We start from the raw sequence: 25458 nt of genomic DNA on the forward strand, positions 1-25458 counted from the left end.
CATGGCCAGACGCATCGCGGGCATTGACGTCGGCGGCACCTTCACCGACCTGCTGATGCGGGACGCCGAGGGCCGCGTGCACCTTGCCAAGGTCCCGACCACCGCCGCGAACCAGGCCGGCGGTGTCCTGGCCGCGATAGAGGCCGCCGGCACCACCCCCGACGCGCTGGACCTGATCGTCCACGGCACGACCGCCACCACCAACGCCGTGCTGGAGCGCAAGCTCGCCCGCGTCGGCCTGATCACGACCGAGGGCTTCCGGGACGTCCTGGAACTCGGCCGCCGCACCCGCCCGCGCGCCTATTCCCTGATGGGCAGCTTCGAGCCCCTGATTCCCCGCGACCTCCGCCGCGAAGTGCCGGAGCGCATGGACGCCCGCGGCGCTGTCGTCACCCCGCTGGACGAGGACGCCGTCGCCCGCGAAGCCCGCGCCCTGCTCGCCGCCGGCTGCGAGGCGCTGGTGATCCACTTCCTGCACGCTTACGCCAACCCCGACCATGAGCGCCGCGCCGGGGAGATAGTCCGTGCCCTCTGGCCGAACAGCTACGTCACCCTCGGTCACGAACTCCTCTCCGAGTTCCGGGAATATGAGCGCGGCACGACCGCCAGCGTGAACGCCGCCGTGCAGCCGATCCTGGACCGCTACGTCGCGCGCCTGCAGGGAGAACTGACGGCCCGCGGCCATCAGCGCGACCTGCTGGTCATGAACGGCAATGGCGGCACCGTCCCCGCCCGACACGCGGCGCGCGAGGCCGCGAAAACCGTGATGAGCGGTCCCGCCAGCGGCGTGATCGCGGCGGCGGCGACCCTCGCGCAGTCCGGTCTGTCCAACGCCATCACCTGCGACATGGGCGGCACCTCCACCGACGTCGCGCTGATCGCGGGCGGCGTGCCGGAGGTGTCTGCCGAACTCTCCATCGCCTATGGCCTGCCCATCCACCTGCCGATGGTGGACGTGCGGACGGTGGGCGCGGGCGGCGGCTCGATCGCCTCGCTCGACAAAGGCGGGATGCTGAAGGTCGGGCCGGAGAGCGCGGGCAGCGAGCCCGGCCCGATCTGCTACGGCCGTGGTGGCACGCGCCCGACGGTCACGGACGCGAATCTCGTCCTCGGCCGTCTCGACCCCGAGCGCCTCCTGGCGGTGCGCGAGCCGGTGCCGATGGAGCGCGTCCGTGCCGCCTTCGCCCGCGATATCGCCGAACCGCTCGGCATCTCTGTCGAAGCGGCGGCAGAGGCCACGTTGCGCCTCGCCAACGTCCACATGTCGGGCGCGATCCGCGCCGTGTCGCTCTCCCGCGGCCACGACCCGCGGGGCTTCGCCCTCTTCGCCTTCGGCGGTGCTGGCCCGCTGCACGCCGTGGCGCTCGCGCGGGAGATCGGCATTCCGCAGGTGGTCGTGCCCGCTCGCCCCGGCCTGACCAATGCCCTCGGCTGCCTCGTGGCAGACCTGCGGCAGGACGTGGTGAACACGATCAACCGGCCCCTGGACGAGGTGGAGGAGCACCTCGTCCACGCCACCCTCGCGGCCCAGCGCGACCGCGCCCTCGCCGCTCTGGCAGAGGACACCGGCGAGGCGGTCGCGGCCGAAACCCTCCATTCCGCCGACATGCAGTTCCGCGGCCAGACCCACCTGATCCGCGTTCCGCTGCATGGCCCGTCCTCCACCCGTGCCGCCATGCAAGCCGCCTTCGAATCCGCCTATTTCGCGCGCTTCCACGTCCGCCTGCCGGAGATCCGCGCCGTGCTGGTGAACCTGAATACCTCTGTCATCGGCCGTCGCCCGCCCTTCGCGCTGGATGCCCTGCTGGACCCGGTTGCCCGTACCGGCGAGGCCCGCCAGGGCAACCGCCCGATCTACGCGGATGGAGCCTGGCATGACGCTGCGGTCTGGCGCCGCGAGGCGCTCTCCCCCGGCGACCGGGTGGAGGGGCCAGCCATCCTTCAGCAGGCGGATGCGACGACGGTGCTGGAACCAGGCAGCACCGCCGTGGTTGACTCGATCGGCAACCTTCGCATCCAGGTGTCGGCATGAGGGACGCGCTCTCCCTCGCGGTGATCCAGGCAGGCCTCTCGCAGGTCTGCAACGAGATGGACATCGCCTTCTCCCGCGCCGCCTTCTCCCCCGTCATCGCGGAGGCCGAGGATCGCGCCGACGGCATCTATGACGCGACCGACGGTTCCCTGATCGCCCAGGGCGAGCTCGGCCTGCCCGTCTTCGTCGGGGTGATGCAGCACTCCGCCGCCCACATCATCCGGCTCATCCGGGAAGGGGCAGTGGCACCCCCGGAGCCGGGCGACATCTACTGCGTGAACGACCCCTATCTCGGCGGCACGCACCTGATGGACGTGCGCTTCGCCAAGCCCGTCTTCGTGGACGGGGAGGTGTATTGCTGGCTCCAGAACACCGGCCACTGGCCGGATGTCGGCGGCATGGTCCCCGGCGGCTTCTCCGCCCATGCGACCGAGGTGGAGCAGGAGGGCCTGCGCCTCCCGCCCATCAAGCTCTTCAAGCGCGGCGTGCTGGACCGCGAGCTTCTCTCCATCATCCAGTCCAACATGCGCGTGGCCGAGCAGCGCATCGGCGACATCCAGGCCCAGGCCGCCGCCCTGCTGGTGGGCGAGTGGCGCCTGCGCGAGATGATCGGCCGCCACGGTGCCGAAGAGTTGCGGGACGCCATCGCTGCCATCCGCGACTGGGCCGCCGAGCGGATGCGCGCCGAGATCCGCCGCATTCCCGAGGGTCGATATACCGCGGAAGCCTTCGTGGATTCCGACGGTGTGGTGGACGCACCGCTCCGAATCGCCCTCTCGGTGACGCGCGCTGGCGACACGCTGGCCTTCGATTTTACCGGCTCCTCCTCGCCCTGCCAGGGGCCGATGAACTCCGTCTGGTCCACGACCTTCAGCGCGGTCTGCCTCGCCATCCGCCACGTCTTCCCCGACGTGCCGCTGAACGCCGGCGCCTTCGCACCCCTGAACATCCTTCGCCCGGAGGGCACCTTCCTCGACGCCCGTTACCCGCGCCCCGTCTCCGGCTGCGCCGCCGAGGTGTCGCAGCGCATCGCGGAGGCCGTCTTCCTCTGCCTCGTCCAGGCCGTGCCCGACCTCGTCTGGGCCGCGCCCGCTGGCACCTCGGGCAATTTCGCCCTCGGCGGCCACGACCCGCAGCGCGGGGCGGACTACGTGATGTATCAGATCACCGGCGGCGGATACGGCGGTACCGCGGCGGCGGACGGCCTGACGAACGGCTGCTCCACCATCGGCATCTCCAAGACTCCGCCCGTCGAGGTGATGGAACAGATTTTCCCCGTCCTCTTCCGCCGCTTCGCACTGCGGGAAGGCTCTGGCGGCGCGGGCGCGCAGCGCGGCGGCTTTGGCGTGTCCTACGAGGTGGAACTGCTGCGCGGCGAGGCGCGCGCCTCCTTCGTCATGGATCACGGCCGATTGGGCCCGCCCGGTGTGCTGGGCGGCGCGGACGGCGCTGCGAATGTGGTGCGCGTGCACCGGGGCGACGGCACCACGATCCCGAAGCATCTCTCGAAAGACCAAGGCATCCCCCTCCGCCCCGGCGACCGGGTGGAGGTCCTGACCCCTGGCGGCGGCGGCTACGGCGCCCCGTCCGCGCGTGACCCCGCCCTCGTCGCCCGGGATGTCGCGCGCGGCTACTACACGCCGGACGAGGCGAGCAGCCTCTGGGCCGTGGCGCTGGACGCGGCCGGCGCCGTGGACGTCGACGCCACCGCGACGCTGCGCGGGGCGCGGAAGGCGGCCGAATGATTCCCTATCACCGTCCGCGCAGCCTGGAGGCGGCGCTGGCCCTCCGCCCCGGCGCGGTCCCGCTGGCGGGCGGCACGGACATCTACCCCGCCCGCACCGCGCGCGCGGGCTGGGGCGATCCGACCCACCCGCCGGTGCTGGACCTCTCGGCCCTCCCTGGGCTGCGGGGCGTCACCGAGATCGCGACGGGCTGGCGCATCGGTGCCCTGACCACCTGGACCGACATCCTGCGTGCCGACCTGCCGCCTCTCTTCGACGGACTGCGCGCCGCGGCGCGCGAGGTGGGCGGCGTGCAGGTCCAGAACCGCGGCACGATCGTCGGCAATCTCTGCACCGCGTCCCCGGCCGGGGACGGCATCCCGAACCTCCTGGCCCTCGACGCATCGGTCGAGATCGCCGGCCCTATGGGGTCACGGACGATCCCCGTGTCCGACTTCGTCACAGGCTACCGCGCCACGGCGCTCGGTCCGCAAGAGATCGTGCTGGCCCTGCACGTCCCGCGCCTGGACGGCGCGCAGAGCAGTTTCCGCAAGCTGGGCGCGCGCCGCTATCTCGTCATCTCCATCGCGATGGCAGCGGGCGTGGTCGCGCTGGACGAAGAAGCGCGGATCGCGACCGCCAGGATCGCACTCGGCGCCTGCTCGCCTGTCGCCCTGCGCCTCTCCGCCCTGGAAAGCGCGCTGGTCGGCGTGCGCGCGGCGGACGCCGCGGAGATTCCGCAAGACACGCACCTGGACACCCTTTCCCCGCTGGACGACATCCGCGCCTCCGCCGCCTATCGTCGCGGCGCGGCCCTCACGCTGCTTCGCGACCTCCTGGCAGGGATCGTGCGGTGATGCCGGATCATGCGCCGCAGACCGTCACCGCCTTCACCCTGAATGGCGCCCCGGTTGCGGTCGCGGCGCATCCCTTCACGCCGCTCTCCGACACGCTACGCGAAGGGCTCGGCCTGACCGGCACGAAGGTGGGCTGCGAGGCCGGCGATTGCGGCGCGTGCACCGTTCTGATCGACGGCGCCCAGGCCTGCGCCTGCCTCATCCCCACGGCCCAGGCCGAGGGCACGGCGATCACCACCATCGAGGGCGAGGAGGGGGCCATTCCTCGCCTGCGTGCCGCCTTCCTGGCCCATGGCGCGGCACAGTGCGGCATCTGCACCCCCGGGATGATCCTCGCCGCCGCCGACCTGCTCGCGCGGGACGACACGCCCGATCGCGGCGCCGTGGAGGATGCCATCGGCGGCGTGCTCTGCCGCTGCACCGGCTACCGCAAGATCGTGGACGCGATCCTGTCGGCCGCCCACGGCGACGTCGCGCAGCCACACGAAGCCCCGGTCGGCGAGGCGGTCGGCGCCCGCATCAACCGCCTGGACGGCTGGCCGAAGGTCGCCGGCACCGACCGCTTCGGCGCGGACGTGGTGCCCTCGGGTGCCCTCTGGCTGCGCACGGTCCGCTCACCCCATCCGCGCGCCACCTTCACCCTTGGGGATCTGGAGTCCGCACGCCACCGCCTCGGCCTCGTTGCCATCCTCACCGCCGCCGACGTGCCGGGGGAGAATGGCTTTGGTATCATGCCCGGCCTGAAGGACTGGCCCGTCCTCGCGCCAGGCCATGTCCGCTTTCGCGGAGAGGCCGTGCTCGCCCTCGTCGGGGACCGCGCCGCGGTCATGGCCGTCCGCGACGCCGACCTGCCCATCACCTGGACCCCGTTGCTCGCTCTGGACAGTCCGCGCGCCGCCCTGGCGGCGGGCGCGCCGATCCTGCACTCGCACGCCCCGGACAACGTCCTGACGCGCGGCCACCTCGAGTCCGGCGATGTGGAATCCGCCTTCGCGCACTCCGCCGCCACTACCGAGGGCCAATTCGAAACCGCCTTCGTCGAGCACGCCTACATCGAGCCGGAGGCCGGCCACGCCGAGATCGTCGCCGGCCGCGCCGAGGTCACCGCCTGCACCCAGGCTCCCGCCATGGACCGGGAGGAGGTGGCGCGCGTCCTCGGCATTCCCCTGGACGATGTCCGCATCATCCCCACCGCCTGCGGCGGCGGCTTCGGCGGCAAGCTGGACGTCTCGGTGCAGCCGCTCCTCGCCGCCGCCGCGAAGGTCACGGGCCGTGCGGTTCGCACGGTTTATTCCCGAACGGAGAGCATGGCGTCCACGACCAAGCGCCACCCTGCCCGCATCCGCGCCCGCATGGCGGCGGATGCGGACGGCCGCTTCACCGCCTATGCGCTGGAGGGCGACTTCGACACGGGGGCCTACGCCTCATGGGGGCCCACCGTCGCGAACCGGGTGCCCGTGCACGCCAGCGGCCCCTACCGCGTGCCGAACGTCCGCAACACGACGCGCGCCGTCTACACCAACAACACCCCCGCCGGCGCCTTCCGCGGCTTCGGCGTCCCGCAGGCGGCGATCGCGACCGAATGCCTCGTGGACGATCTGGCGGAACAACTCGCCATGGACCGCTGGGGTATCCGCCGCCTGAACGCCCTCGGCCATGGCGACGCTACTCCCTCTGGCCAGGTTCTGCACGCCTCCGCCGGCCTGCCCGAATGCCTCGACGCGCTGCGACCGGGCTGGGACGCGATGCTCGCGGAAGCCGCGCGCCGCAACGCCGGCAAGCCGCGCCACCGCGTCGGCGCGGGCATCGCCTGTATGTGGTATGGCTGCGGCAACACCTCGATGTCCAACCCGTCCACCATGCGCGTGACGCTCTCCGCCGATGGGACGCTCACCCTGTTCAACGGCGCCGTGGACATCGGCCAGGGCAGCGCCACCGTCATCGCCCAGGTCGCCGCCGACGCGCTCGGCCTGCCGGTCGCCGCGGTCCGTCAGGTCCTGGGCGACACCGACCGCACGCCCGACGCCGGCAAGACGAGCGCCTCCCGCCAGACCTTCGTCTCCGGCCGTGCGGCGATGGAGGCTGGCCTCGCGCTGCGACGCCGCATTCTCGCCCTGGCCAATGCCGGCCCAGACGCGCGGCTTTCCCTCCAAGGCACGACCCTGCGCGTGGAGGACGGGGACGCCTCCCGCAGCATCTCCCTGTCCGGCCTGCCTGTCGCCCCGGACGGCACGGTGCTGGAGGGAGTCGGCACCTACGACCCGCCCACCTCGCCGCTGGACGCGAACGGCCAGGGCATCCCCTATGCCACCTACGGCTTCGCCGCGCAGCTCGCGCTGGTGCGCGTGGACACCGCACTAGGCACCGTGAAGGTCGAGCGCATCGAGGCCGCGCAGGATGTCGGCCGCGCCGTGAACCCCACCCTGGTGGAGGGCCAGATCCACGGCGGCATCGCCCAGGGCCTCGGCCTCGCGCTGATGGAGGAGTTCATCCCCGGCCGCACCGAGAACCTGCACGACTACCTCATCCCCACCGCCGGCGACGTACCCGACATCACCATCCACCTCATCGAGGACCCGGAGCCCGAGGGCCCCTACGGCGCCAAGGGCGTCGGCGAGCCCGCCCTGATCCCGACCGCGCCCGCGATCCTCGGCGCCATCCGCCACGCGACGGGCGCGCGCATCACCCGAATCCCCGTCTTGCCCCACCGTCTCTGGGAGGCGATGCAGCGATGAGCTTCGCCCAGGCCCGCTCCGACAAGTTCGGCCAGTCGGAAGGGGAGGGGATCGTCCGCTGCGACGCCTGCCCCGTGCTCTGCCGTATCCGACCGGGGCGCGCGGGCGCCTGCTCCCGCTACGCCAACGACAACGGCCAGCTGATCCGCACCGACCCCGCCGTGATCCTCGCCCGCGCGGTGGAGGCCGGCGGCCCCGTCGTCCCCTTCGGCACCAACGCCTGGGACGGCGCGCTGCTCGACCCGTCCCGCGCCTTCGTCACCGGCATCGGTGCCGGCACCACTTATCCGGACTACAAGCCCGCGCCCTTCATCGTCTCCGCCGAACATGCCGGCGTGGACACTGTGACGGTCGTGACGGAGGGAATCTTTTCGTACTGCGGCGTGAAGGTGAAGATCGACACCGACCGCCACCTCGGCCCCGAGACCGCGGCGGTGCGCGCGAACGGCGAGCAGGTCGGCCATGTCACGACCGCCGAGTACGGCAGCCAGATGCTCTCGATCGGCGGCGTGCGCCACCTGACCGGCGGCAGCAAGAAGGAGGGCAACGTCACCTGCGACACCCTCCTCCGCCTCTGCACCGGCGAGGCGGTGGAGCTGACGATCGAGGGCGGCCACACCGTGCTCGCCCAGGCCGGCCAGCCCCCGCTGGTGGACGGCCGCCCGGAGCGCCGGATGCGCGTGGGCTGCGGCAGCGCGACGGTCGGCATCTTCGCGAAGCAGTGGCTCGGCCACGTCGACGAGGTGATCGTGGTGGACGACCACATCACCGGCGTCCTCACCGAGCACCAGGCCGGCAAGGTGCTGGGCATGCGCCCCGCCGGCATCCGCGTGCGCGGCCGCCGCTCCACGCCCGGCCGCTACTTCCAGGTCGCCAATCCCGGACTGGGTTGGGGCGGCACCGACATCACGGACCCGCTCGCCATCATCGAGAAGGTGGACCGGGCCGCCGCCTGGCCCGGCCTGCGCCTCCTCCTCACCAGCACGACCGGCGAGGACGCGCTGTGGTGCGTGCTGGACGAAGCCCTTCGCCCCATCCCCGCCGAGATGCCGCAACCCGTCCGCACCGTCGTGGACCGCATCGGCGAGAACTGCGAGCCAAGCCTCTGCACCGTCCTTTTCATGGCCGGGGCCGGCGGCTCCCTCCGTGCCGGCGTGACGGAGAACCCGGTCCTCTTGACCCGGTCCGTGGCCGCCGGAGAGACGCGCGTGACCCTCGGCGGCGCGCCCGCCTACCTCTGGCCCGGCGGCGGCATCACGGTGATGGCCGACGTCACGCGCATGCCGCGCGGCTCCTTCGGCTCCGTGCCGACGCCCGCCCTCGTCGCGCCGATGGAGTTCACCCTCCCGCGCGCGCTCTATGAACGGCTCGGCGGCCACATGGAAGACGTCGTGCCGGTGGAGGAGGTGGTGCGTTCCCTCGGCCCTGCGCTCCGCGTGGAAGGCTGGCGGGGCGACAATCCCTGGCCCTTCCCGCCCTGATGGACGGCGCCGTCCTCCAGCGCCTGCGCGACGGCCGCCTGCACCTGCAGCACGGTCCTATCGACGTGATCCTCCGCGCCTGGGGCACGCCCGATGCCGTCCGCGCCGCCGAGGCGGACGCCGCCGCGCGCTTCCCCGCCGTCCTGCCCGAACTCGTCGCCGAACTCCCGGAGCTGCGGCGGCCCATGGCGGATGCACCGAAGGTCGAAGGCCCTGTCGCCCGCCGCATGGTGGCGGCCTGCACGCCCTTCGCCCCGCTCTTCCTGACCCCGATGGCGGCCGTGGCCGGCGCCGTCGCGGACGAGCTCCTGGCCACGATGTTGGCCGCCGCCCCTCTGGAACGCGCCTTCGTCAACGACGGCGGCGACATCGCCGTCCACGCCGCGCCCGGGGTGCCGATTTCACTCGGCCTCGTCGCGCACCCCGATCCCTCGCGCGGGATCGCGATGGATGGTGCGACGCGCGTGATGGAACCGTGCGGCGTCGCCACCAGCGGCCGGCACGGCCGCTCCTTCTCCCTCGGCATCGCCGACGCGGTGACCGTCATCGCGCGGAACGCCGCGACGGCAGATGCCGCGGCCACGCTCCTCGCCAACGCCGTGGACCTGGACTCGCCCGCCGTTCAGCGCGCACCCGCCCGCAGCCTCGACCCCGACAGCGACCTGGGCGACCGTCCCGTCACCGTCGCGGTCGGCCCGCTGAACGAGGACGAGATCGCCCGCGCGCTGGACCGCGGCGCCGCTCGTGCCGACGACGTCCTCCGCCGCGGCCTCATCCGCGGCGCCGCACTCCGCCTGATGGGCCGCGCGCGCCTGATCGGCGGGTTGGAAAGGCTGGCCGCATGAGCGTCGCGATCCGCAAGATCGTCACCAGCGTCGAGACGATCCGGCACGACACCGGCCCGCCGCTGCCGGCGCCGCTGCTCAAGGGCTGGGTCGCCGCCGTGATCCGCAATCCCTTCGCCGGCCGGCACGAGCCGGAGATCGAATGGATGCTGGAGGCGCTGAAGCCCCTCGGCCTGGAATGCGCCCAGGCCCTTCTGACCGCGATGGGCGGCGACCCCGCCCGCATCGAGGCCTACGGAAAAGGTTCCCTCGTCGGCGCCGCCGGGGAGCAGGAGCACGGCGCGCTCTGGCACGTGGCCGGTGGCTACGCCATGCGTGGCCTGCTCGGGCGGGCGCTGGCGATCGTGCCGTCTATGACGAAGATCGGTGCGATGGGCACGGCGCTCGACATCCCCATCCACCACAAGGACGCCTGCTACGTCCGCTCCCACTTCGACGGCATCACCTGCACCGTCCCGGACGCGCCGCGCGCCGATGAGATCCTCTTCGCCCTCGCCATGACCACCGGCGGCCGTCCGCATGCGCGGGTGGGCGGACTGACACAGGATGCCATCGAGAAATGGGACGGCCAGCGGTAACGGCCGCTCAGGCCGCCCGCGCCAGGACGGACTCCGCCGCCACCTCGCCCACGATCAGCAGCGCCGCCTCGCCCCCGTGCCAGCGCGGTGCATCGTCCACCAGGCTGTCCAGCGTCCCCCGCAGCGTGCGGGCGTGATCCGTCCCGCCCGCCTCCACCAGCGCCGCCGGCGTCGCAGGCGACAGCCCGGCCGCCACCAGCCCGTCCCGCAAGGGCCGCAGCGTCGTCACGCCCATGTAGATCGCCAGCGTCTGCCCGGGCCGGGCGAGCGCCGCGAAATCCAGATCGATCCGCCCCTCCCGCGTGTGCCCCGTCGCGAGCGTCACCGACCGCACATGGTTCCGGTGCGTCAGCGGAATCCCGGCCGAGGCGGCGCAGGCCGTCGCCGCCGTCACGCCCGGCACGACCTCACAGGCGATCCCCGCGGCGCGGCACGCCTCCAGCTCCTCGCCCCCGCGACCGAAGATGAAGGGATCGCCGCCCTTCAGCCGCACGACGCGCTTGCCCTCCCGCGCCAGTCGCACCAGCAGGGCGCTGATCTCGCCCTGCGGCAGGCAGTGGTTCGCGCGGGACTTGCCGACGTAAATCCGCTCCGCGTCCCGCCGCGCCAGGTCCAGAGCGGCTTCGCCCACCAGCCGGTCGTGGACGATCACGTCCGCCTCGCCCAGCAGCCGCAGGGCGCGCAAGGTCAGCAAGTCCGCCGCCCCCGGCCCCGCGCCGACGAGGTGCACGATCCCCGCTGGCCGTGTCTCGGCCGCGTTCAGCGCCACCGCGAAGCCGGAATCCGCCTCCGCCTCCCGGCCGGCCACCGCCAGATCGGCGACAGGCCCGGTCAGGACTGAATCGAGGAATCGCCGGCGTGCGGCCACGTCGGGCAGCGCCGCCCGCACCCGTGCCTTGAACCGCTCCGCCATGGCCGCGATCCGCCCGAGCGCCGGCGGCAGCACGGCCTCGATCCGCGCCCGGACCAGCCGCGCCAGCACGGGCGCCGCACCGCCTGTGGAGATGCCGATCGTCACGGGATCGCGGTCCACGATCGCCGGCATGACGAAGGAGCAGAGCGCGGGCCGGTCCACGATGTTCACCGGGACCCCCCGTGCCATGCAGGCGGCCGACAGGGCCTGAAGGTCGGCGTCCGCCGCGCCGGCCCCGATGGCGATGCCGATCCCCTCCAGCAGGTCCGGGGAGAAACCCGGCGCCCGCCGCAGCGCCGCCCCGGCGCGCGCGAGCAGCCCGGCCTTGATGTCGGCCGCCTCGCCCTTGCCCAGGACGAGGGCGGTGCGCCCCTTCAGGTCGAGAAAGGCCGGGAAGTGCTGCATCAGGCGGGCTGTAGGGCGGCGGCGAGGAGGGATGCAATCTCCGGCTTGCAGGAGCCACACCCCGTCCCGGCGCGGGTCCGCTCCCCCACGCCCGCGACGCTGCCCGCCCCGGCGGCGATGGCCGCGCAGACGCCGGCCTGGGTCACGCCCATGCAGACGCAGATGGTGGGGGAGGGGGGTGGACCCTCCGCGGCCCGCCCGGCCAGCAGGGCGGCGAGCGGCAAGTCCGCCGCCTTCGCCTCCGGCGCGATCAAGGAGGCCAGCCAGTCCCGCGGCGGCAGCCGGTGCCCCGGCCCGAGAAAGAGCGCCGCCACCTGGCGACCGCCCTCGATCAGCACGCCGCGGTGCAGCCCGCCCGCCGGGTCTTCCAGCCGCGCCCAGTAGGCGCCGGGCCCATTCAGCAGCGCCGTGAGCCGCGCGAAGGCCTCGGCCGGCCCATCATCCCCCGCCAACTCGTGCCGCCATACCCCCGCCCCCGCGAGGCCGGTCGTGCCATACGCGGCCAGATCCACGCCGAGGTCCCGCTGCGCGATCAGGAAGCCGTGCCAGGCCGGCACGAAGGGCGAGAGCATGACGCGGGCCGATTTCAGTGCCGGTTGTGCGCTCACCGGATCGGTCGCCGGAGGTACGGCCGCGTTCACCCGCGCGGAGGGCGCGTTCTGACCGGTCCAGTGCATGGGCGCGAAGACCGTTCCCCGCCGCTGGCCCCGATCATGCCGGACCCGCAGCACCGCGCTTCCGGTCGTCTCCCCCGTGCCGGTGATGCGGCCCAGCGCGCCGTCCGGGATGCCCCCGGCATCCTCTGGATGCACTGCCAGAACCGGCTCCGGCGCGTGCGCCATCAGCCGCGGCACGCCGCCGGTGCGGGTCATGGTATGCCACTGATCGCGGGTGCGCCCGGTCAGGAGGATCAGTGTCCCCGGCTCCTCGGCCGGCCGGTCGTTCACCGGGGTAGGAACGAGGCGCACGCGCCCGGCCGGAAACCGGCCCGGGGCATAGAAGCGCGAGGTACCGGCCCTTGCCGCCGGCACCGGCCAGCGTGTGGGCGGCAGGGCGTCGTATTCCGCATCCGTCAGCTCCGCGAGGCCGGAGATGTCGAAGGCCCGCTGGCCCGCATTCCCTAGCCCGGTCAGCGCCGCGTGCTCCCGGAAGATCGCCGCCGGGCCCGTCCAGGCGAATTCGTCGCCCCATCCCAGCCGCCGCGCCACCTGCGACACGGTCCACCAATCCTGCCGCGCCTCGCCCGGGGCACGCAGGAAGCCGCGCTGGCGGGAGATCACCCGCTCGCTGTTCGTGACCGTCCCGTTCTTCTCCGCCCACCCCAGCGCCGGCAGCCTGACATGCGCGTAGGCCGCCGTGTCCTGCGCGGCCGCCACCTCGGACGAGACGAGGAAAGGCGCCCGTGCCAGCGCGTCCCGCGCCGCATCCCCATCAGGCAGCGACACCGCGGGGTTGGTCGCCATGACCCAGAGCGCCCCGATCCGCCCTTCGCCGAGCGCCCGGAACAGCTCCACCGCCTTCAGCCCTGGCCGCGCCGCAAGGTTCGGCGCGTTCCAGTGCCCGCGCACCAGCTCCGCTTCCCCCGGCACCGCCCAATCGAGGTGCCCGGCTAGTACGTGCCCCAGCGCGCCCACCTCCCGGCCGCCCATGGCATTGGGCTGGCCGGTCACGCTGAACGGCCCGGCACCCTCCACCCCGATCCGGCCCGTCAGCAGGTGAAGGTTGATGATCGCGTTGGCCCCATCCGTCCCGACCTCGGACTGGTTGATGCCCTGGCTCCAGAGGGTGACGACCCGCGGCGTCTCCGCGAACCAGCGGAAGAAGGTCTCCACGTCGGCCGGATCGAGCCCCGTCCGTTCCACGACGCGCGCTGCATCGGCCCGCGCCGCCGCCAGCGTCTCGTCCAGCCCCTCGGTGTGTGCCTCGACGTAGTCCCGGTCCGTGCGGCCGGCTGCGTCGAGATGGGCCAGCAGCGCGGAAAAGAGTGCTACATCCGATCCCGGCCGCAGCGGCAGGTGCAGGTCCGCACCCTCACACGTCGCGGTGCGCCGCGGGTCCACCACGACCACGCGCATGGAGGGCCGCAGCGCCTTCGCGGCTGCCACGCGCTGGAACAGCACCGGATGGCACCAGGCGAGGTTGCTCCCCACCAGCACGACGAGATCAGCGGCCTCCAGGTCCTCGTAGGTCCCGGGCACCACGTCCTCGCCGAAGGCGCGCCTGTGCGCCGCCACCGCGCTCGCCATGCAGAGCCGCGAGTTGCTGTCGATGTTCGAGGTCCCCAGGAATCCCTTCGCGAACTTGTTCGCCGCGTAGTAGTCCTCGGTCAGCAGCTGCCCGGACACGTAGAGCGCGACGCCGTCCCGCCCCAGCCGGTCCTGCGCGGAGCGGAACCCCTCCGCCACGGCATCCAGGGCCGCATCCCACGACGCTCGCTTCCCCCGAACCTCGGGATACAGCAGCCGCCCGGGCAGGTTCAGCGTCTCGCCCAGGGCCGTGCCCTTGCTGCACAGGCGCCCGCGATTGGCCGGATGCTCCGGATCACCCGCCACGCGTCCGTCCGGGGCCGCGAGCACCCCGCATCCGACGCCGCAATAAGGGCAGGTCGTCCGTGTCAGAGCGGGGGAGGGCGGCAGCGCGTCCACGGCCTAGTACACGTCGCGCTGGTAGCGGTTCTGCTTCGCCAGGGCGACGATCCAGTCCCGCGCCGCGTCCGCATCCATGCGCCCCTCCGACATGGCGATGCCCCGCAGCGCCGTGTCCACGTCCTTCGCCATGCGGGACGCATCGCCGCAGATGTAGAATCGCGCGCCGTCCTGGAACCAGCGCCAGAGATCGGCCGCCTGCTCCTTCATCCGGTCCTGCACATAGACCTTCTTCGCGCCGGGATCGCGTGACCACGCGAGCGACAGCCGCTCCAGCGTCCCGTCCGCCAGCCATCCCTCGATCTCAGTCCGGAACAGGTAGTCGGTGGCGGATTTCTGGTCCCCGAAGAACAGCCAGGTCCGCCCCTTGATCCCCTGTGCCGCACGGTGCTGCAGGAAGGCCCGGAAGGGCGCGACCCCCGTTCCCGGTCCGCACATGACGACCGGCGTGCGCGGGTCCTCGGGCAATCGGAAATGACTTTCCTGCATGTAGGCGGGCAGCAGGGCCGAGACGGGCAGGGCACGCTCCCGGTCGCCGGGGAGCGCGTGCCCGCCGTCTTCCGCGAGGATCAGCGCCCCGCTCTGCGGCAGCGCCCGGAAGCCGAGATGCGAGGACGCCACGCCCTGCCGCACCCGCCCGCGCCGCTCCGCCTTCACCACGGACACGCAGAGTTCCACCCGCCCCGGCACGGCCAGCGGCGAGGACGCGATGGAGTAGAGCCGCGGCTTCAGCCCCGGCAGCGACGCCGCCAGATCGGTCAGCGAAGGCCGCGCCGAGGAGAAGGCCTCCAGCAGGTCCAGCAGGTCGGCATCCTGTGGCTCGGCGTCGTCATCCCCGTCCACCAGCTTGCGCAGCATGGCGGCCTCCTTCGGGTCGCGCGCCGCGCCGGCCAGCAGGTCCATGGTTCGGTCCAGCGGACGCGCGATCGCGAGATGCGACAGGAACGCCTCCCGCACCGGCCGCGACACGCCGTCGGGGCAGGTCACCATCTCCTCCCCGCTCGCGCCGAGCACCTGGAGGCAGCGCTCCACCAGGGCCGGATCATTCGGCGCCAGCAGCCCGAGGCTGTCTCCGGGCTCGTAGCGCAGCCCGCTCCCCTCTAGGTCGAGCACGAGGTTCCGCACATCCTTCGCCGATCCCTCGCCCGAAAGGCTGTGCGCGGCCAGCACCCTGATCGGCACCATCGACGGCCCGGTCGGCCGCAACGCCGGCGCGGGCGCGGGCGCCGGCGCCTCCGAGACGAGGGCCTTCAGCGCCTTCTGGGTCGCTTTCCCACCCGGCACGCAGAGGGCGAGCGACCCCTCCGCGCCCGACGCGATCGCCTCCGCATAGGTCTTGCAGACATAGCCGCACTGCCCGCAGTCGAGCTGCGCCATCGCCGCCATGTAGCGGCGCGCCGGCGGCTTGCCGTCCGCGAGCTTCAGCCGCTCATCCAGGCCCAGCGCCGGATCGTGCCAGGGGAAATCCTCCTCCGGCTCCGCGGCAGGAGCGGCCGTCGCGCCGCCCGCCGCAGCCCCGCCATAAAGTCCCGCCAGGAACCCGTTCAGCCAGGCGCGCTGCTCCGGCGAGAAGGGCGCGCTCTCCGGGATCAGCGGCGTCGGGGCAGGCTGCGGAAAGGCGCCCTGGATCGGCGAGATGGCGTTCATGCGTCGGAGTCCGCGGTGGCCCGCTCCGCCATGGCGGCGAGCGCGGCCTCGTCGTGGCGGGCGGTGAAGTCCTGGAAGGACGCGTCCGGCGCCTCCGCCTGCCAGGCCCGCAGGAGGTTCAGCACCAGCGGCGCCAGCTCGTCATGCGCCACCTTCGGACGGATCAGCCGGCCGATCCTCTGCTCCACCCCCGCGCCGCCGCCGACATGGAGGTCGTAACCCTCCACCTCCTCCTCACCGCGCTCCACCTTGGCGCCGATCAGGCCGATGTCGCCGATATAGTGCTGGGCGCACGAGTTGTGGCACCCGGTCAGGTGGATGTTGATGGGACGCGTCACCGCGATGCGCGCCTCCAGGTAATCCGCCAGCGCGGTGGCGTGCTGCTTCGTGTGGGCCGCCGCGAACTTGCAGCCGGCCGCGCCCGTACAGGCCACCAGCCCGCCGCGCAGATGGCTGGCGGTGGTGCCGAGGCCGATCGCCTCGATCTCTCCGCAGGCCTCCGCCATCCGCTCCCGCGGAATGTCGGAGATCAGCAGGTTCTGCCACACCGTCAGCCGCAGCGTGCCGCTACCATAGAGGTCCGCGATCCGCGCCAGCCCACGCAGCTGATCCGCCGTGATCCGCCCCACCGGGAGCACCACGCCCACATACTGCAACCCGTCCTGCCGCTGGTCGTGCACGCCCAGATGCCCGTGCTTGTGCGGAGGTGGTGCCGCCTCGAACACATCGGCCTCGCGCAATGGTCGGCCGAGCTGCGCCTCCACCGCCTCGAGGAAGCGCGGCAGCCCCCATGCATCGAGCAGATACTTCAGCCGTGCCTTGCGCCGGTCGGTCCGGTCGCCATGCGCCAGGAACACGCGGAGGATCGCATCGCAAACCTTCACCACATCATGGGGCGCCACGACACGTCCCGTGCCGCGCGCGAAGTCCCGGTGTCCCGTGATCCCGCCCAGCCCCAGGCGGAACAGCACCTCCCCGCCGACGCGAACCGCCGTGAAGGCGATGTCGTTCGTGTCCTCGACCACCGCCACGCGCCCGCCGCCATCCAGCGAGATGTTGAACTTCCGCGGTAGCCCGAACAGATCGCGCGTGTTCAGGATGTGGTGGTGCAGCTTTCGCACGATGCCGCGCGTGTCGATCAGCTCCTGGGCATCAATGCCCGCGGTCGGGGAGGCCGTGATGTTGCGGATATTGTCCGCGCCCGTTCCTTTCGGGATGATGCCGAGGTCCGCGAGCCGCTCGATCAGCTCCACGCCCCTTTCGGCCGGGATCTCCCGGATCTGGAGGTTGTTGCGCGTGGTGGCGTCCACATAGCCGCCGCCACACTCCGCCGCGATCGCGGCAACGCCCCGCGCCTGATGAGAGGAGAGGATGCCGCCCGGAATCCGCAGCCGGCACATGAAGGAATCCTGCGTCGGACCGACATAGAACAGCCCGTGCCAGCGTGTCGCGAGGTTCTCCAGACCGTGCGGAAACCGCTTCGCCTGCGCGCGCGATTCCACCTCGTCCCAACGATCCAGCGGGTGCTTCTCCCGCTTCATCTTCTCCTCGGCGGTCAGCTTCCCGCCGGCAGACACCGTCGCGTCCTGTGCCGCACGCATCGCATCTGGCGGCGCCCCGCCCTCCGAGGCTCCGCTCGGTGAGAGGGTTCCGCGGCGCGCCTCGACGCCCGCCATAAACCCCTTCAGGTATTCCTGCTGCTCCTGGGAGAAGTGGACGCCGTCCATCACGCAGCCTCGCAGTAGGATTCACCCAAGGTCGCCTCGGCCCGGCAGGCGACGGGAACGGACTCGCTGATCAGTCGCTGAAAGAAGCCGGCCTCCGCCGTGTCGCCGTAGAGCACCGCCCCCACCAGTCGGTCGCCACGCCACCAGAGCCGGCGATAGCTCTCGCCGCCGCGCAGCGTCACCGCCTCCGCGTCCGCCGGCGCCACCTCGCCCGCCGACCAGACCTTCGTGCCGGAAACCTTCAGCGCCGCCGCGTCCGTGCGCGGCGTCCAGCACGCGGCATCCCCCGCCAGCGTCGCCGCCGCCACCTCCGCCTGCTCCAGCGCCGGGGCGACGAGCCCGATCAGCCGCCCCTCCACCTCCGCGCACTCCCCCACGGCCAGGATGCGCGGATCGCTCGTCCGCATCGCGGCATCCGCGACGATGCCGCGGTTCACCTCCAATCCGGCCGCCCGCGCCAGATCGACGTTCGGCCGCACGCCCACGGCCATCACTACCAGCCCCGCGGGGATTCGCGTGCCGTCCGCCAGCCGCACCGCCTCGACCCGCTCGCGTCCCTCGATCGCCGCGGTCGCGGCGGGCATGTGCAGCGTCAGCCCCCTCCCGCGCAGACGCTGTGCCAGCAGGGCGCCTGCATCGCTGTCGAGCTGCCGCTCCATCGGCCAGCCAACGGCGTGCAGCACCGTGACCTTCATGCCACGGGCGGAGAGACCCGCCGCCGCTTCCAGCCCCAGCAGCCCGCCGCCGATCACCACCGCCGCGCCACCATCCCGCGCTGCCTGGAGCATCGCCCGGCTCTCCGCCAGGTCGCGCCAGGGCACGACGCCCGGCAGATCGGCGCCCGGCAACGGCAGCCGGACGGCGCGCGACCCCGTCGCGAGCACGAGGCGGTCGTAGCGGATCCGCTCCCCCCGCGCGCTGACGACACAGCGCTCTTCCCGGTCGATCGAAGCGACCCCGGTGCCCGGCCGATACAGCACCCCCGCGGCCGAGAGATCGGCCAGGGAATGCGTCACCAGATCCGCCTGCTCCACCTCCCCGACGAGGTAGCGGGACAGTGCCACACGGTCATATGGCAGGGCGGGCTCGGCCCCGAGCAGCGTCACCGCCGCCCCAGGCAGCCGCGCCGCGGTCCGCAGGGCGCAGCGCGTCCCCGCCGGTCCGGCCCCGACCACCAGGATGGTCACGCCACGACGAGCCCCGGCGCGGTGTGGCGGTGGTGCAGGAACTCCAGCACCGCCGCGCGCGCGGCGATGAAACGCGGATCGGCCGCCAGCGCCAGCCGGTCCCGCGGCCTCGGCAGGTCCATATCCAGGATCTCGCCCACCTGGGCGTTCGGCCCGTTGGTCAGCATGACGATCCGGTCCGAAAGCAGGACCGCCTCATCCACGTCGTGCGTGATCATCATCACCGTGGTGCCGAGCCGCGCATGGATCTCCATCACCTGGTCCTGCAGGTGGGCGCGGGTCAGCGCGTCCAGCGCGCCGAAGGGCTCGTCCAGCAGCAGAACCTTCGGCTTCATCGCCAGCGCCCGCGCGATGCCGATGCGCTGCTTCATTCCGCCGGAGATCTCGTTCGGCCGCTTGTCCTTCGCGTGGGACATGCGGACGAGCTCGAGGTTCTCCATCGTCCAGGCGTGCCGCTCCGCCTTGGACAGGGACGCGGACAGGGTCTGGTCCACCGCCAGGCGGATGTTCTCGTAGCAGGTGAGCCAGGGCAGCAGGGAATGGTTCTGGAAGACCACGGCGCGGTCCGGGCCGGGCTGGTTCACCTCCTTGCCTTCCAGCACCACGCCGCCGGCGCTGGCCTTCAGAAGCCCGGCAATGACGTTCAGCAGCGTGGACTTGCCGCAGCCGGAATGCCCGATCACCGCCACGTACTCGCCTCGGCGGATCTTCAGGTCCACGCCGTTCAGCACCGGCAGCGGGCTGCGCGGGAAGGCGATGGTCAGGTGTGAGATGTCGAGGAAGGGCGCGTTGCTCATTTCGGTCTCCGCCTCAGGTCGCCGAAGTGCCGCGGGTCACGATGTGGCCGGCCACCACCACGCTGCGGTCCAGCGCGAAGCCCGTCAGGCCCACGTACACGAGCGCCACGATGATGTCGGACAGGTTGGAGGAGTTCCACGCGTCCCAGATGAAGAAGCCGATGCCGACGCCACCGATCAGCATCTCCGCCGCCACGATGGCGAGCCAGGACAGGCCGACGCCGATGCGCAGCCCGGTGAAGATGTAGGGCGCGGCCGCCGGCAGCACGATGCGCCACCAGTACATCGGCCCGCGCAGGCGGATGACAGCGGCGACGTTGCGGTAGTCCTGCGGCACGTTCCGCACGCCGACCGCGGTGTTGATGATGATCGGCCAGATCGCGGTGATGAAGATCACGAAGATCGCGGAGGGCTGCGCCTCCCGGAACGCCGCCAGGGAAAGCGGCAGCCAGGCCAGCGGCGGCACGGTCCGCAGCACCTGGAAGATCGGGTCCAGCCCCCGCATCGCGAAGGTGGAGGTGCCGACGAGCAGCCCCAGCCCGATCCCCGCGATGGCCGAGAGCGTGAAGCCCAGCAACACGCGCTGCAGGCTGGCCAGCATGTGCCAGAACAGCCCCTTGTCCAGTCCGCCGCGGTCGTAGAACGGGTTGGTGATCAGCTCCTGTGAATCGGCCCACACCTTGCTCGGCGGCGGCAGGGTGGCGCCGCTGCCGCTGGCCGCGTACTCCCAGATCGCCAGGAAGGCGAGGATCAGCACGAGCGGCGGCACGACCTTCGCGGCGATCGGCTGCCAGCGGCCTGTCGTGGGCAGCACCACCGGCGCGGGGCGGGAGATGGCGACCGGCGCGGGCGCCGGCTTGGTAGAGGCGACGTTCATCTCAGGCCCCGGCGAGCTTCTTGATGGTGAGGGAGGCGAGGTAGGCGGCGGGGTCCTCGGGGTCGAAGACCTTTCCATCGAAGAAGGTCTCCCGCCCGCGCGACGGGCCGGACGGCATCTCGGACGCGGGGACGCCCGCGCGCTCCGCCGCCGCCCGCCAGATCCCCTCACGATTCACCTGGGCGATCAGCGCCTTCGCGTCGGTGTTGGAGGGCAGTACGCCCCAGCGGATGTCCTCGGTCAGGAACCAGAGATCATGGCTGGGGAAGGGATAGCTTGCGTGGTCGCGCCAGAACTTCATCCGCAGCGGGAAGTTCTCGACCCGGCGGCCGTCGCCGTAGTCGATGTTGCCCTGCGACCGCGGCAGGATGTCCGGCACCGGCACGTTGAACCAGGCCCGGCGGCCGATGATGCTGCACATCTCCGGCTTGTTCGCGTCGGCGTCGCACCAGCGCTGCGCCTCGATCACCGCGGCGGTCAGCGCCTCGGTCGCGCGGGGGTGGCGCTCCACCCAGTCGGCGCGCATCCCCAGCGCCTTCTCCGGGTGATCGCGCCACAGCTCCCCGGTCACCAGCGCGGAGTAGCCGATCCGCTGGTTCACCAGCTGGTCGTTCCACGGCTCGCCGACGCAGAAGGCGTCCATGGTGTTGACCTTCATGTTCGCGACCATCTGCGGCGGCGGCACGACGATCGTCTGCACGTCGCCGTCCGGATCGATCCCGCCGGCCGCCAGCCAGTAGCGGATCCACAGGTCGTGGGTGCCTCCGCGGAAGGTCATGGCGAACTTGCTCTCGCGGTTCATCGCGCGCCGCAGCGGCGACGCGTCCAGCCGAGCGCCGAGCGGCTTGTGCTTCTCCGCGACCGAGATGGCCTGTCCGTTCGTGTTCAGCCGCGCGAGGAGAACCATCGGCACGGGCTGGTTGTTCTGCGTCACCCGCCCCGTATGGATGAGGTAAGGGAGGGGAGAGAGGATATGCGCGCCGTCGATGCCGCCCCGCTCGCCGCCGAGGACGATGTTGTCGCGCGTCGCGCCCCAGGAGGCCTGCTTGGATACCTCGACGTCGGGCAGCCCGTACTTCGCGAAGATCCCCTTCTCCTTCGCGATGATCAGCGGCGCGGCGTCCGTCAGCGCGATGTAGCCGAGCACCGCCTTGCGCACCTCCGGCGTTGTCGGGGACTGCGCGAAGGCTCCGCGGGGCGTCGCCGCGCGCGCCGCGGCGAAGAGGGCGGCCGTGGCCGCGATGGCCTGGCGACGATTCAAGGTCACGCAGCGATCTCCTCGGGAAGAATGACGGTCTCGGGCTCCGCCTCGCCCAGCAGGGCGGCGGCGGCGCGCCAGATCGAATCGGCGTAGGGCGCGAGCGCCTGGGAATCCGAAATGGCGGCGGGCACGTGTCCCCAGCGGCGCATCTGCCGCAGCCACCACGCTGCCGCCTCGGGGCGGGCGAGCGTCGCCTCGCGGAAGCGCAGCGGCGCGTCCAGGACGCGCGGAGCGGCCGGCGCGGGCACGCGTCCCGTGAAGGCCAGCCGCACCGTATCCAGCGCCATGTCGGGGAAGATGCGCGCGTGCATCAGCCGCGCGGCCTCCTCGCGGTTCGCGGGATCGTCCAGCCAGCGCGCCGCGGCGATGACCGCCGCGGTGCAGGCCACCGCGACCTCGGGCGGGATCCCTTCGCGGAACGCCAGCACCTTCTCCGGATGGTCGGGCCAGATGTCGCCACCCGTGAGGGCCACGCGCCCGACGCCGAGCGCGGCGGCGTGGCTCCCCCAGGGCTCGCCGGCGCAGAATCCGTCCACCGCCCCGGCGGCCAGCGCGCGCGCCGTCCGCGGCGGCGGCAGGACGGTCAGTTCCAGGTCGCGATCGGGGTCGAGCCCACCGGCCGCGAGCCAGTGCCGCAGCAGATAGTGGTGAGAGGAAAAGGGAAACACCGCGGCGATCCGTGCGCGCGGCCGACCATCCGCAGCCCGGCGCCGGATCGCGGCCGCGAAGGCGGCGGCATCGGGCGGCGTGCCGGCGGGATCGAGCCCGGTCTCCTCGGCCAGGGGCAGGGACAGCGTGACGGCGTTCCCGTTGCGCCCGATGCCCGCTCCGACCGAGAGCTGCGCCCGCACTCCGCCGAGCCCGCACGCCAGCGCGATCGGCATGGGCGCCAGCAGATGCGCCCCGTCCAGCGCCCCGTGCGCGATCCGGTCCCGCACCGCGGCCCACGCCGATTCCTCGGACAGCACCACCCGCAGCCCGTGGCGCGCGAAGAGCCCGAGCTCCTCCGCGACGACGAGCGGCGCGGCATCCGACAGGGGCACGTAGCCGATGCGCAGGACAGTGGCGGACAAGCGCGCGCTCCGACATCCCCCGAGGGGGTGGGAGACGGGCCGCCATTGGACCGCCGGGACAGGGCCCAGACGGGAACTGGTGACGCACGCCGTTGTGCGTCGGTCCTGGGCTACGCCGTTTCACCACACCGCGGCAGAGGGCAGCAATGCCGAAATTGCACCAAAACCGTTCATAGCGTCGGAATAAAACCCTCAGATGTCGAGAGAATAGGCCAAATGCCTATTTGTTATTCATAATCTCCCGCGCGACATCGACGATCCGCTGCCCACGATCCATCGCCGACCGCCTCAGCCGCCTGTAAGCGGCGTCCTCTGTCAGCCGCCGCGTCTCCATCAGATGCGCCTTGGCCCGTTCGATCACCGAGCGCGCCTCCAGCGTCGCCCGCGTGGCCTCCAATTCCTGTCGCAGCGCGTGATGGGCGCGGAACCGGCGGATTGCCACCTCTACCACCGGCCGCACCCGGGCGGGCGCCAGCCCCTCGACGACATAGGCCGCCACGCCTGCTTCCAGCGCCGCCTCGATCTGGTCCGGCTCGCCCCGCGACGCGAAGAGCACCACCGGCCGCGGCTCGTTCCGGTTCAGCGCCCGCATGCTCTCGAGCTGATCCCGGGACGGGTCGTCCAGGTCGCAGACGATCACCTCGGCCTGCGTCTCCCGCACTTGCCGCGTCAGGTCGTCCGTGTCGGGAGAGAGGGCGACCACCTCGTAGCCGGCCGCGACCAACCCGGCCGAGACCAGGGCCGCGCGCTCCGAATCCGCATCCACCAGCAGCACGCGCAGGGCAGCGCCTCCCCCATCTCGAGGACCCGGCACTTCCTTGCAAGCATTGTGCAGCGCAGCGTAACCTGGGGCAGCGCCGGAGGAAGTGGACGGCCATGGCCGTCCCAACGGCCGTCGCGAGACCGACGCTGTCGGGACGGCTGACCGCCGTCGCTCAAACCCCGGCCGGCATCGCCTCCCGCGACAGCGCGTCGAGGTGCTGCCGGATATGCGCGGCCTCCGCCGCCGTGTTCGCCAGGGAGATGGCGCGGTCGAAGGCGACCCGCGCCTCCTCGCCCCGGCCGAGCCCCCGCAGCAGCGCGCCGCGCAGTCCGTGAAAGTGGAAATACCCGTCCAGCCGCGAGCCCAGCGGCTCCACCATCTCCAGCGCCGCCGCCGGCCCGTGCAGCTTCGAGACCGCCACCGCCCGGTTGAGCGTCACGACCGGTGACGGCTCCATCCGCTCCAGCGTTGCGTAGAGCCGCTCGATCCCTGCCCAGTCGGTGTCTGCCGCCGAGGCCGCCCGCGCGTGCAGGGCCGCGATCGCGCCCTGCACCTGATACGGCCCGGGCCGGCGATGCCGCATCGCCTTCTCCATCAGCGCCAGCCCTTCCGCGATCATCTTCGGGTCCCACAGGGACCGATCCTGCGCCTCCAGCAGCACAACTTCGCCCGCCTCGTCGAAGCGCGCCGGCGCCCGCGCGTGCTGCAGCAGAAGCAGCGCGGTCAGCCCCATCATCTCCGGCTCTCCCGGAAACAGCCGCAGCAGCAGGCGCGCCAGCCGGATCGCCTCGTCGCACAGCGCCGCCCGCGCCGTCCCTGGCCCCTCGCGGGACGAATACCCCTCGTTGAAGACGAGGTAGATCATCGCCGCGACCGCCCCCAGCCGCTCTGCCCGCTCGACGGCCCCCGGCGCCTCGAACGGCACGTTGGCCGCCGCGATCCGCGCCTTCGCCCGCGTGATCCGCTGCTCCATCGCCGCCTCGCCGACCAGGAAGGCCCGCGCGATCCGCGCAACGCTCAGCCCCGAGACGACCCGTAGCGCCAGCGCGATCTGCCCGGTGGCCGGCAGCTCCGGGTGGCAGCAGATGAACAGCAGCCGCAGCACGTCGTCCCGGTACCGCTCCCCGTCCAGCCGCTCCGCCGCCGCGCCCTCGGCATCCTCCAGGTCGGAGATGCGCTCCTCCTCCGGCAACGGCGCCTCCCGCCGCTTCCGGCGCGTGGCGTCCAGCGCCGCGTTCCGCCCCACCAGGATCAGCCAGGCCGCCGGATCGCGCGGCGGCCCGTTCACCGGCCAGTTCCGCAGCGCCCGCAGGCAGGCCTCCTGGTACGCCTCCTCCGCCATGTCCAGGTCGCGGAAGTAGCGCAGCAGGGCCCCCACCGCCTGCGGCCGCGCGGAGGTCAGCGCCGCATCTACCCAGGCGAGTTCGGTCATGACGACAGTCCTCCCGGCCGGAACACCGACAGCGGCCGCAGCTCGAAGGCGCCTGCGGAGGACGAGGCCCGCGCCAGCTCCTTCGCCACCTCCACCGCATCGTCGAGGGACGCGCAGTCCACGACGTAGAAGCCCAGCAACTGCTCCTTCGTCTCGGCAAAAGGCCCGTCGAGGACCATCGCCTCCCGCCCCTTGCGGACGGTCGTCGCGGCGGTGGTGGGCAGCAGCCGCGCGACCGGCCCTAGCCGCCCCTCCGCGGCGAGCTTGCGCTGCACCACGTCCAGCTTCGCCATCACCGCGGCGTCCTGCTCCGTCGTCCAGGCGCCGACCACGTCCTCGGAATCGTAGCAGAGAATGGCGTAGAGCATCCCGACCGTCCTTCGTCCCCCACAGGACGGAGAAGGATGCCGCACTCCGACAGCGCCGCGAAGAAATCCGCCGGAATCACGCTTCTTCGATCGCGACCGTTCCGAATGGAC

At 72.3% G+C, this 25458-nt stretch carries 19 protein-coding genes; 7 read left to right on the forward strand and 12 right to left on the reverse strand.

The features are described 5' to 3' along the window. Position 1: 1 nt before the first annotated feature. From ACP6CK_RS28050 to ACP6CK_RS28080, 7 genes are read left to right on the forward strand one after another with little or no spacing between them, the layout of a single operon-like run. Entirely contained in the window at positions 2 to 2032 is a 2031-nt protein-coding gene (locus tag ACP6CK_RS28050; protein WP_426956631.1) for a hydantoinase/oxoprolinase family protein, read from the forward strand. After that, complete coding sequence (locus ACP6CK_RS28055) at positions 2029 to 3777, forward strand: hydantoinase B/oxoprolinase family protein (RefSeq protein WP_426956632.1); 1749 nt, start codon at positions 2029 to 2031, stop codon at positions 3775 to 3777. Before ACP6CK_RS28050 ends, ACP6CK_RS28055 begins: the two co-directional genes overlap by 4 nt. Then, positions 3774 to 4613 carry an FAD binding domain-containing protein gene (locus tag ACP6CK_RS28060; RefSeq protein ID WP_426956633.1) on the forward strand — a complete coding sequence of 280 codons (840 nt, stop codon included), beginning with the start codon at positions 3774 to 3776 and terminating at the stop codon, positions 4611 to 4613. Before ACP6CK_RS28055 ends, ACP6CK_RS28060 begins: the two co-directional genes overlap by 4 nt. Next, positions 4613 to 7348, forward strand: coding sequence for a molybdopterin-dependent oxidoreductase (locus ACP6CK_RS28065; RefSeq protein WP_426956634.1), 2736 nt, complete (start codon positions 4613 to 4615; stop codon positions 7346 to 7348). The genes ACP6CK_RS28060 and ACP6CK_RS28065 overlap by 1 nt, the downstream gene beginning before the upstream one ends. After that, the gene (locus tag ACP6CK_RS28070) at positions 7345 to 8829 is read left to right on the forward strand and encodes a 6-hydroxynicotinate reductase (protein ID WP_426956635.1); all 1485 of its coding nucleotides are present in this window, start codon (positions 7345 to 7347) and stop codon (positions 8827 to 8829) included. The genes ACP6CK_RS28065 and ACP6CK_RS28070 overlap by 4 nt, the downstream gene beginning before the upstream one ends. Next, positions 8829 to 9674: a UPF0280 family protein gene (locus tag ACP6CK_RS28075; protein ID WP_426956636.1), complete on the forward strand. Its 846-nt coding sequence runs from the start codon at positions 8829 to 8831 to the stop codon at positions 9672 to 9674. The genes ACP6CK_RS28070 and ACP6CK_RS28075 overlap by 1 nt, the downstream gene beginning before the upstream one ends. Beyond that, entirely contained in the window at positions 9671 to 10252 is a 582-nt protein-coding gene (locus ACP6CK_RS28080; protein ID WP_426956637.1) for an amino acid synthesis family protein, read from the forward strand. The genes ACP6CK_RS28075 and ACP6CK_RS28080 overlap by 4 nt, the downstream gene beginning before the upstream one ends. 7 nt (positions 10253 to 10259) lie before the next feature. On the opposite strand, the gene cysG is transcribed toward ACP6CK_RS28080, so the two are convergent. The 12 genes from cysG to ACP6CK_RS28140 form a co-directional block, all read right to left on the reverse strand. Further along, a complete protein-coding gene (gene cysG / locus ACP6CK_RS28085) occupies positions 10260 to 11570 on the reverse strand; it encodes a siroheme synthase CysG (protein WP_426956638.1) in 1311 nt (436 codons plus the stop codon). After that, positions 11570 to 14215 (reverse strand): molybdopterin-dependent oxidoreductase, encoded by a 2646-nt coding sequence (locus ACP6CK_RS28090; RefSeq protein ID WP_426956639.1) that lies wholly within the window; start codon positions 14213 to 14215, stop codon positions 11570 to 11572. Before ACP6CK_RS28090 ends, cysG begins: the two co-directional genes overlap by 1 nt. A 3-nt stretch (positions 14216 to 14218) precedes the next feature. Next, positions 14219 to 15862 (reverse strand): hypothetical protein, encoded by a 1644-nt coding sequence (locus tag ACP6CK_RS28095; protein ID WP_426956640.1) that lies wholly within the window; start codon positions 15860 to 15862, stop codon positions 14219 to 14221. After that, positions 15859 to 17589: a NirA family protein gene (locus tag ACP6CK_RS28100; protein ID WP_426956641.1), complete on the reverse strand. Its 1731-nt coding sequence runs from the start codon at positions 17587 to 17589 to the stop codon at positions 15859 to 15861. The genes ACP6CK_RS28095 and ACP6CK_RS28100 overlap by 4 nt, the downstream gene beginning before the upstream one ends. Next, on the reverse strand, positions 17589 to 18776 hold the full coding sequence (locus tag ACP6CK_RS28105; protein WP_426956642.1) for an NAD(P)/FAD-dependent oxidoreductase: 1188 nt from the start codon (positions 18774 to 18776) through the stop codon (positions 17589 to 17591). The genes ACP6CK_RS28100 and ACP6CK_RS28105 overlap by 1 nt, the downstream gene beginning before the upstream one ends. Further along, a complete protein-coding gene (locus ACP6CK_RS28110) occupies positions 18773 to 19573 on the reverse strand; it encodes an ABC transporter ATP-binding protein (RefSeq protein WP_426956643.1) in 801 nt (266 codons plus the stop codon). Before ACP6CK_RS28110 ends, ACP6CK_RS28105 begins: the two co-directional genes overlap by 4 nt. Positions 19574 to 19586: 13 nt before the next feature. Next, positions 19587 to 20450 carry a nitrate ABC transporter permease gene (gene ntrB / locus ACP6CK_RS28115; protein WP_426956644.1) on the reverse strand — a complete coding sequence of 288 codons (864 nt, stop codon included), beginning with the start codon at positions 20448 to 20450 and terminating at the stop codon, positions 19587 to 19589. A 1-nt stretch (position 20451) separates the two neighbouring features. Beyond that, positions 20452 to 21717: a CmpA/NrtA family ABC transporter substrate-binding protein gene (locus ACP6CK_RS28120; RefSeq protein ID WP_426956645.1), complete on the reverse strand. Its 1266-nt coding sequence runs from the start codon at positions 21715 to 21717 to the stop codon at positions 20452 to 20454. Beyond that, the gene (locus ACP6CK_RS28125; protein WP_426956646.1) at positions 21714 to 22784 is read right to left on the reverse strand and encodes a CmpA/NrtA family ABC transporter substrate-binding protein; all 1071 of its coding nucleotides are present in this window, start codon (positions 22782 to 22784) and stop codon (positions 21714 to 21716) included. The genes ACP6CK_RS28120 and ACP6CK_RS28125 overlap by 4 nt, the downstream gene beginning before the upstream one ends. Before the next feature lie 220 nt (positions 22785 to 23004). After that, complete coding sequence (locus tag ACP6CK_RS28130) at positions 23005 to 23559, reverse strand: ANTAR domain-containing response regulator (RefSeq protein WP_426956647.1); 555 nt, start codon at positions 23557 to 23559, stop codon at positions 23005 to 23007. 160 nt (positions 23560 to 23719) lie between these two features. Further along, on the reverse strand, positions 23720 to 24979 hold the full coding sequence (locus ACP6CK_RS28135; RefSeq protein WP_426956648.1) for an RNA polymerase sigma factor: 1260 nt from the start codon (positions 24977 to 24979) through the stop codon (positions 23720 to 23722). Further along, positions 24976 to 25347, reverse strand: coding sequence for a YciI family protein (locus tag ACP6CK_RS28140; RefSeq protein ID WP_426956649.1), 372 nt, complete (start codon positions 25345 to 25347; stop codon positions 24976 to 24978). Before ACP6CK_RS28140 ends, ACP6CK_RS28135 begins: the two co-directional genes overlap by 4 nt. Between the last annotated feature and the right edge of the window lie 111 nt (positions 25348 to 25458).

The organism is Muricoccus radiodurans (genome assembly GCF_050154705.1).
GTDB lineage: Bacteria > Pseudomonadota > Alphaproteobacteria > Acetobacterales > Acetobacteraceae > Roseomonas > Roseomonas radiodurans.

Coding starts and splice junctions, on each gene's coding strand:
- ACP6CK_RS28060 (WP_426956633.1), top strand. CDS start 3,774: ATGATTCCCTATCACCGTCCGCGCAGCCTGGAGGCGGCGCTGGCCCTC.
- cysG (WP_426956638.1), bottom strand. CDS start 11,570: ATGCAGCACTTCCCGGCCTTTCTCGACCTGAAGGGGCGCACCGCCCTC.
- ACP6CK_RS28135 (WP_426956648.1), bottom strand. CDS start 24,979: ATGACCGAACTCGCCTGGGTAGATGCGGCGCTGACCTCCGCGCGGCCG.
- ACP6CK_RS28075 (WP_426956636.1), top strand. CDS start 8,829: ATGGACGGCGCCGTCCTCCAGCGCCTGCGCGACGGCCGCCTGCACCTG.
- ACP6CK_RS28100 (WP_426956641.1), bottom strand. CDS start 17,589: ATGGACGGCGTCCACTTCTCCCAGGAGCAGCAGGAATACCTGAAGGGG.
- ACP6CK_RS28110 (WP_426956643.1), bottom strand. CDS start 19,573: ATGAGCAACGCGCCCTTCCTCGACATCTCACACCTGACCATCGCCTTC.
- ACP6CK_RS28095 (WP_426956640.1), bottom strand. CDS start 15,862: ATGAACGCCATCTCGCCGATCCAGGGCGCCTTTCCGCAGCCTGCCCCG.
- ACP6CK_RS28080 (WP_426956637.1), top strand. CDS start 9,671: ATGAGCGTCGCGATCCGCAAGATCGTCACCAGCGTCGAGACGATCCGG.
- ACP6CK_RS28055 (WP_426956632.1), top strand. CDS start 2,029: ATGAGGGACGCGCTCTCCCTCGCGGTGATCCAGGCAGGCCTCTCGCAG.
- ACP6CK_RS28065 (WP_426956634.1), top strand. CDS start 4,613: ATGCCGGATCATGCGCCGCAGACCGTCACCGCCTTCACCCTGAATGGC.
- ACP6CK_RS28140 (WP_426956649.1), bottom strand. CDS start 25,347: ATGCTCTACGCCATTCTCTGCTACGATTCCGAGGACGTGGTCGGCGCC.
- ntrB (WP_426956644.1), bottom strand. CDS start 20,450: ATGAACGTCGCCTCTACCAAGCCGGCGCCCGCGCCGGTCGCCATCTCC.
- ACP6CK_RS28070 (WP_426956635.1), top strand. CDS start 7,345: ATGAGCTTCGCCCAGGCCCGCTCCGACAAGTTCGGCCAGTCGGAAGGG.
- ACP6CK_RS28050 (WP_426956631.1), top strand. CDS start 2: ATGGCCAGACGCATCGCGGGCATTGACGTCGGCGGCACCTTCACCGAC.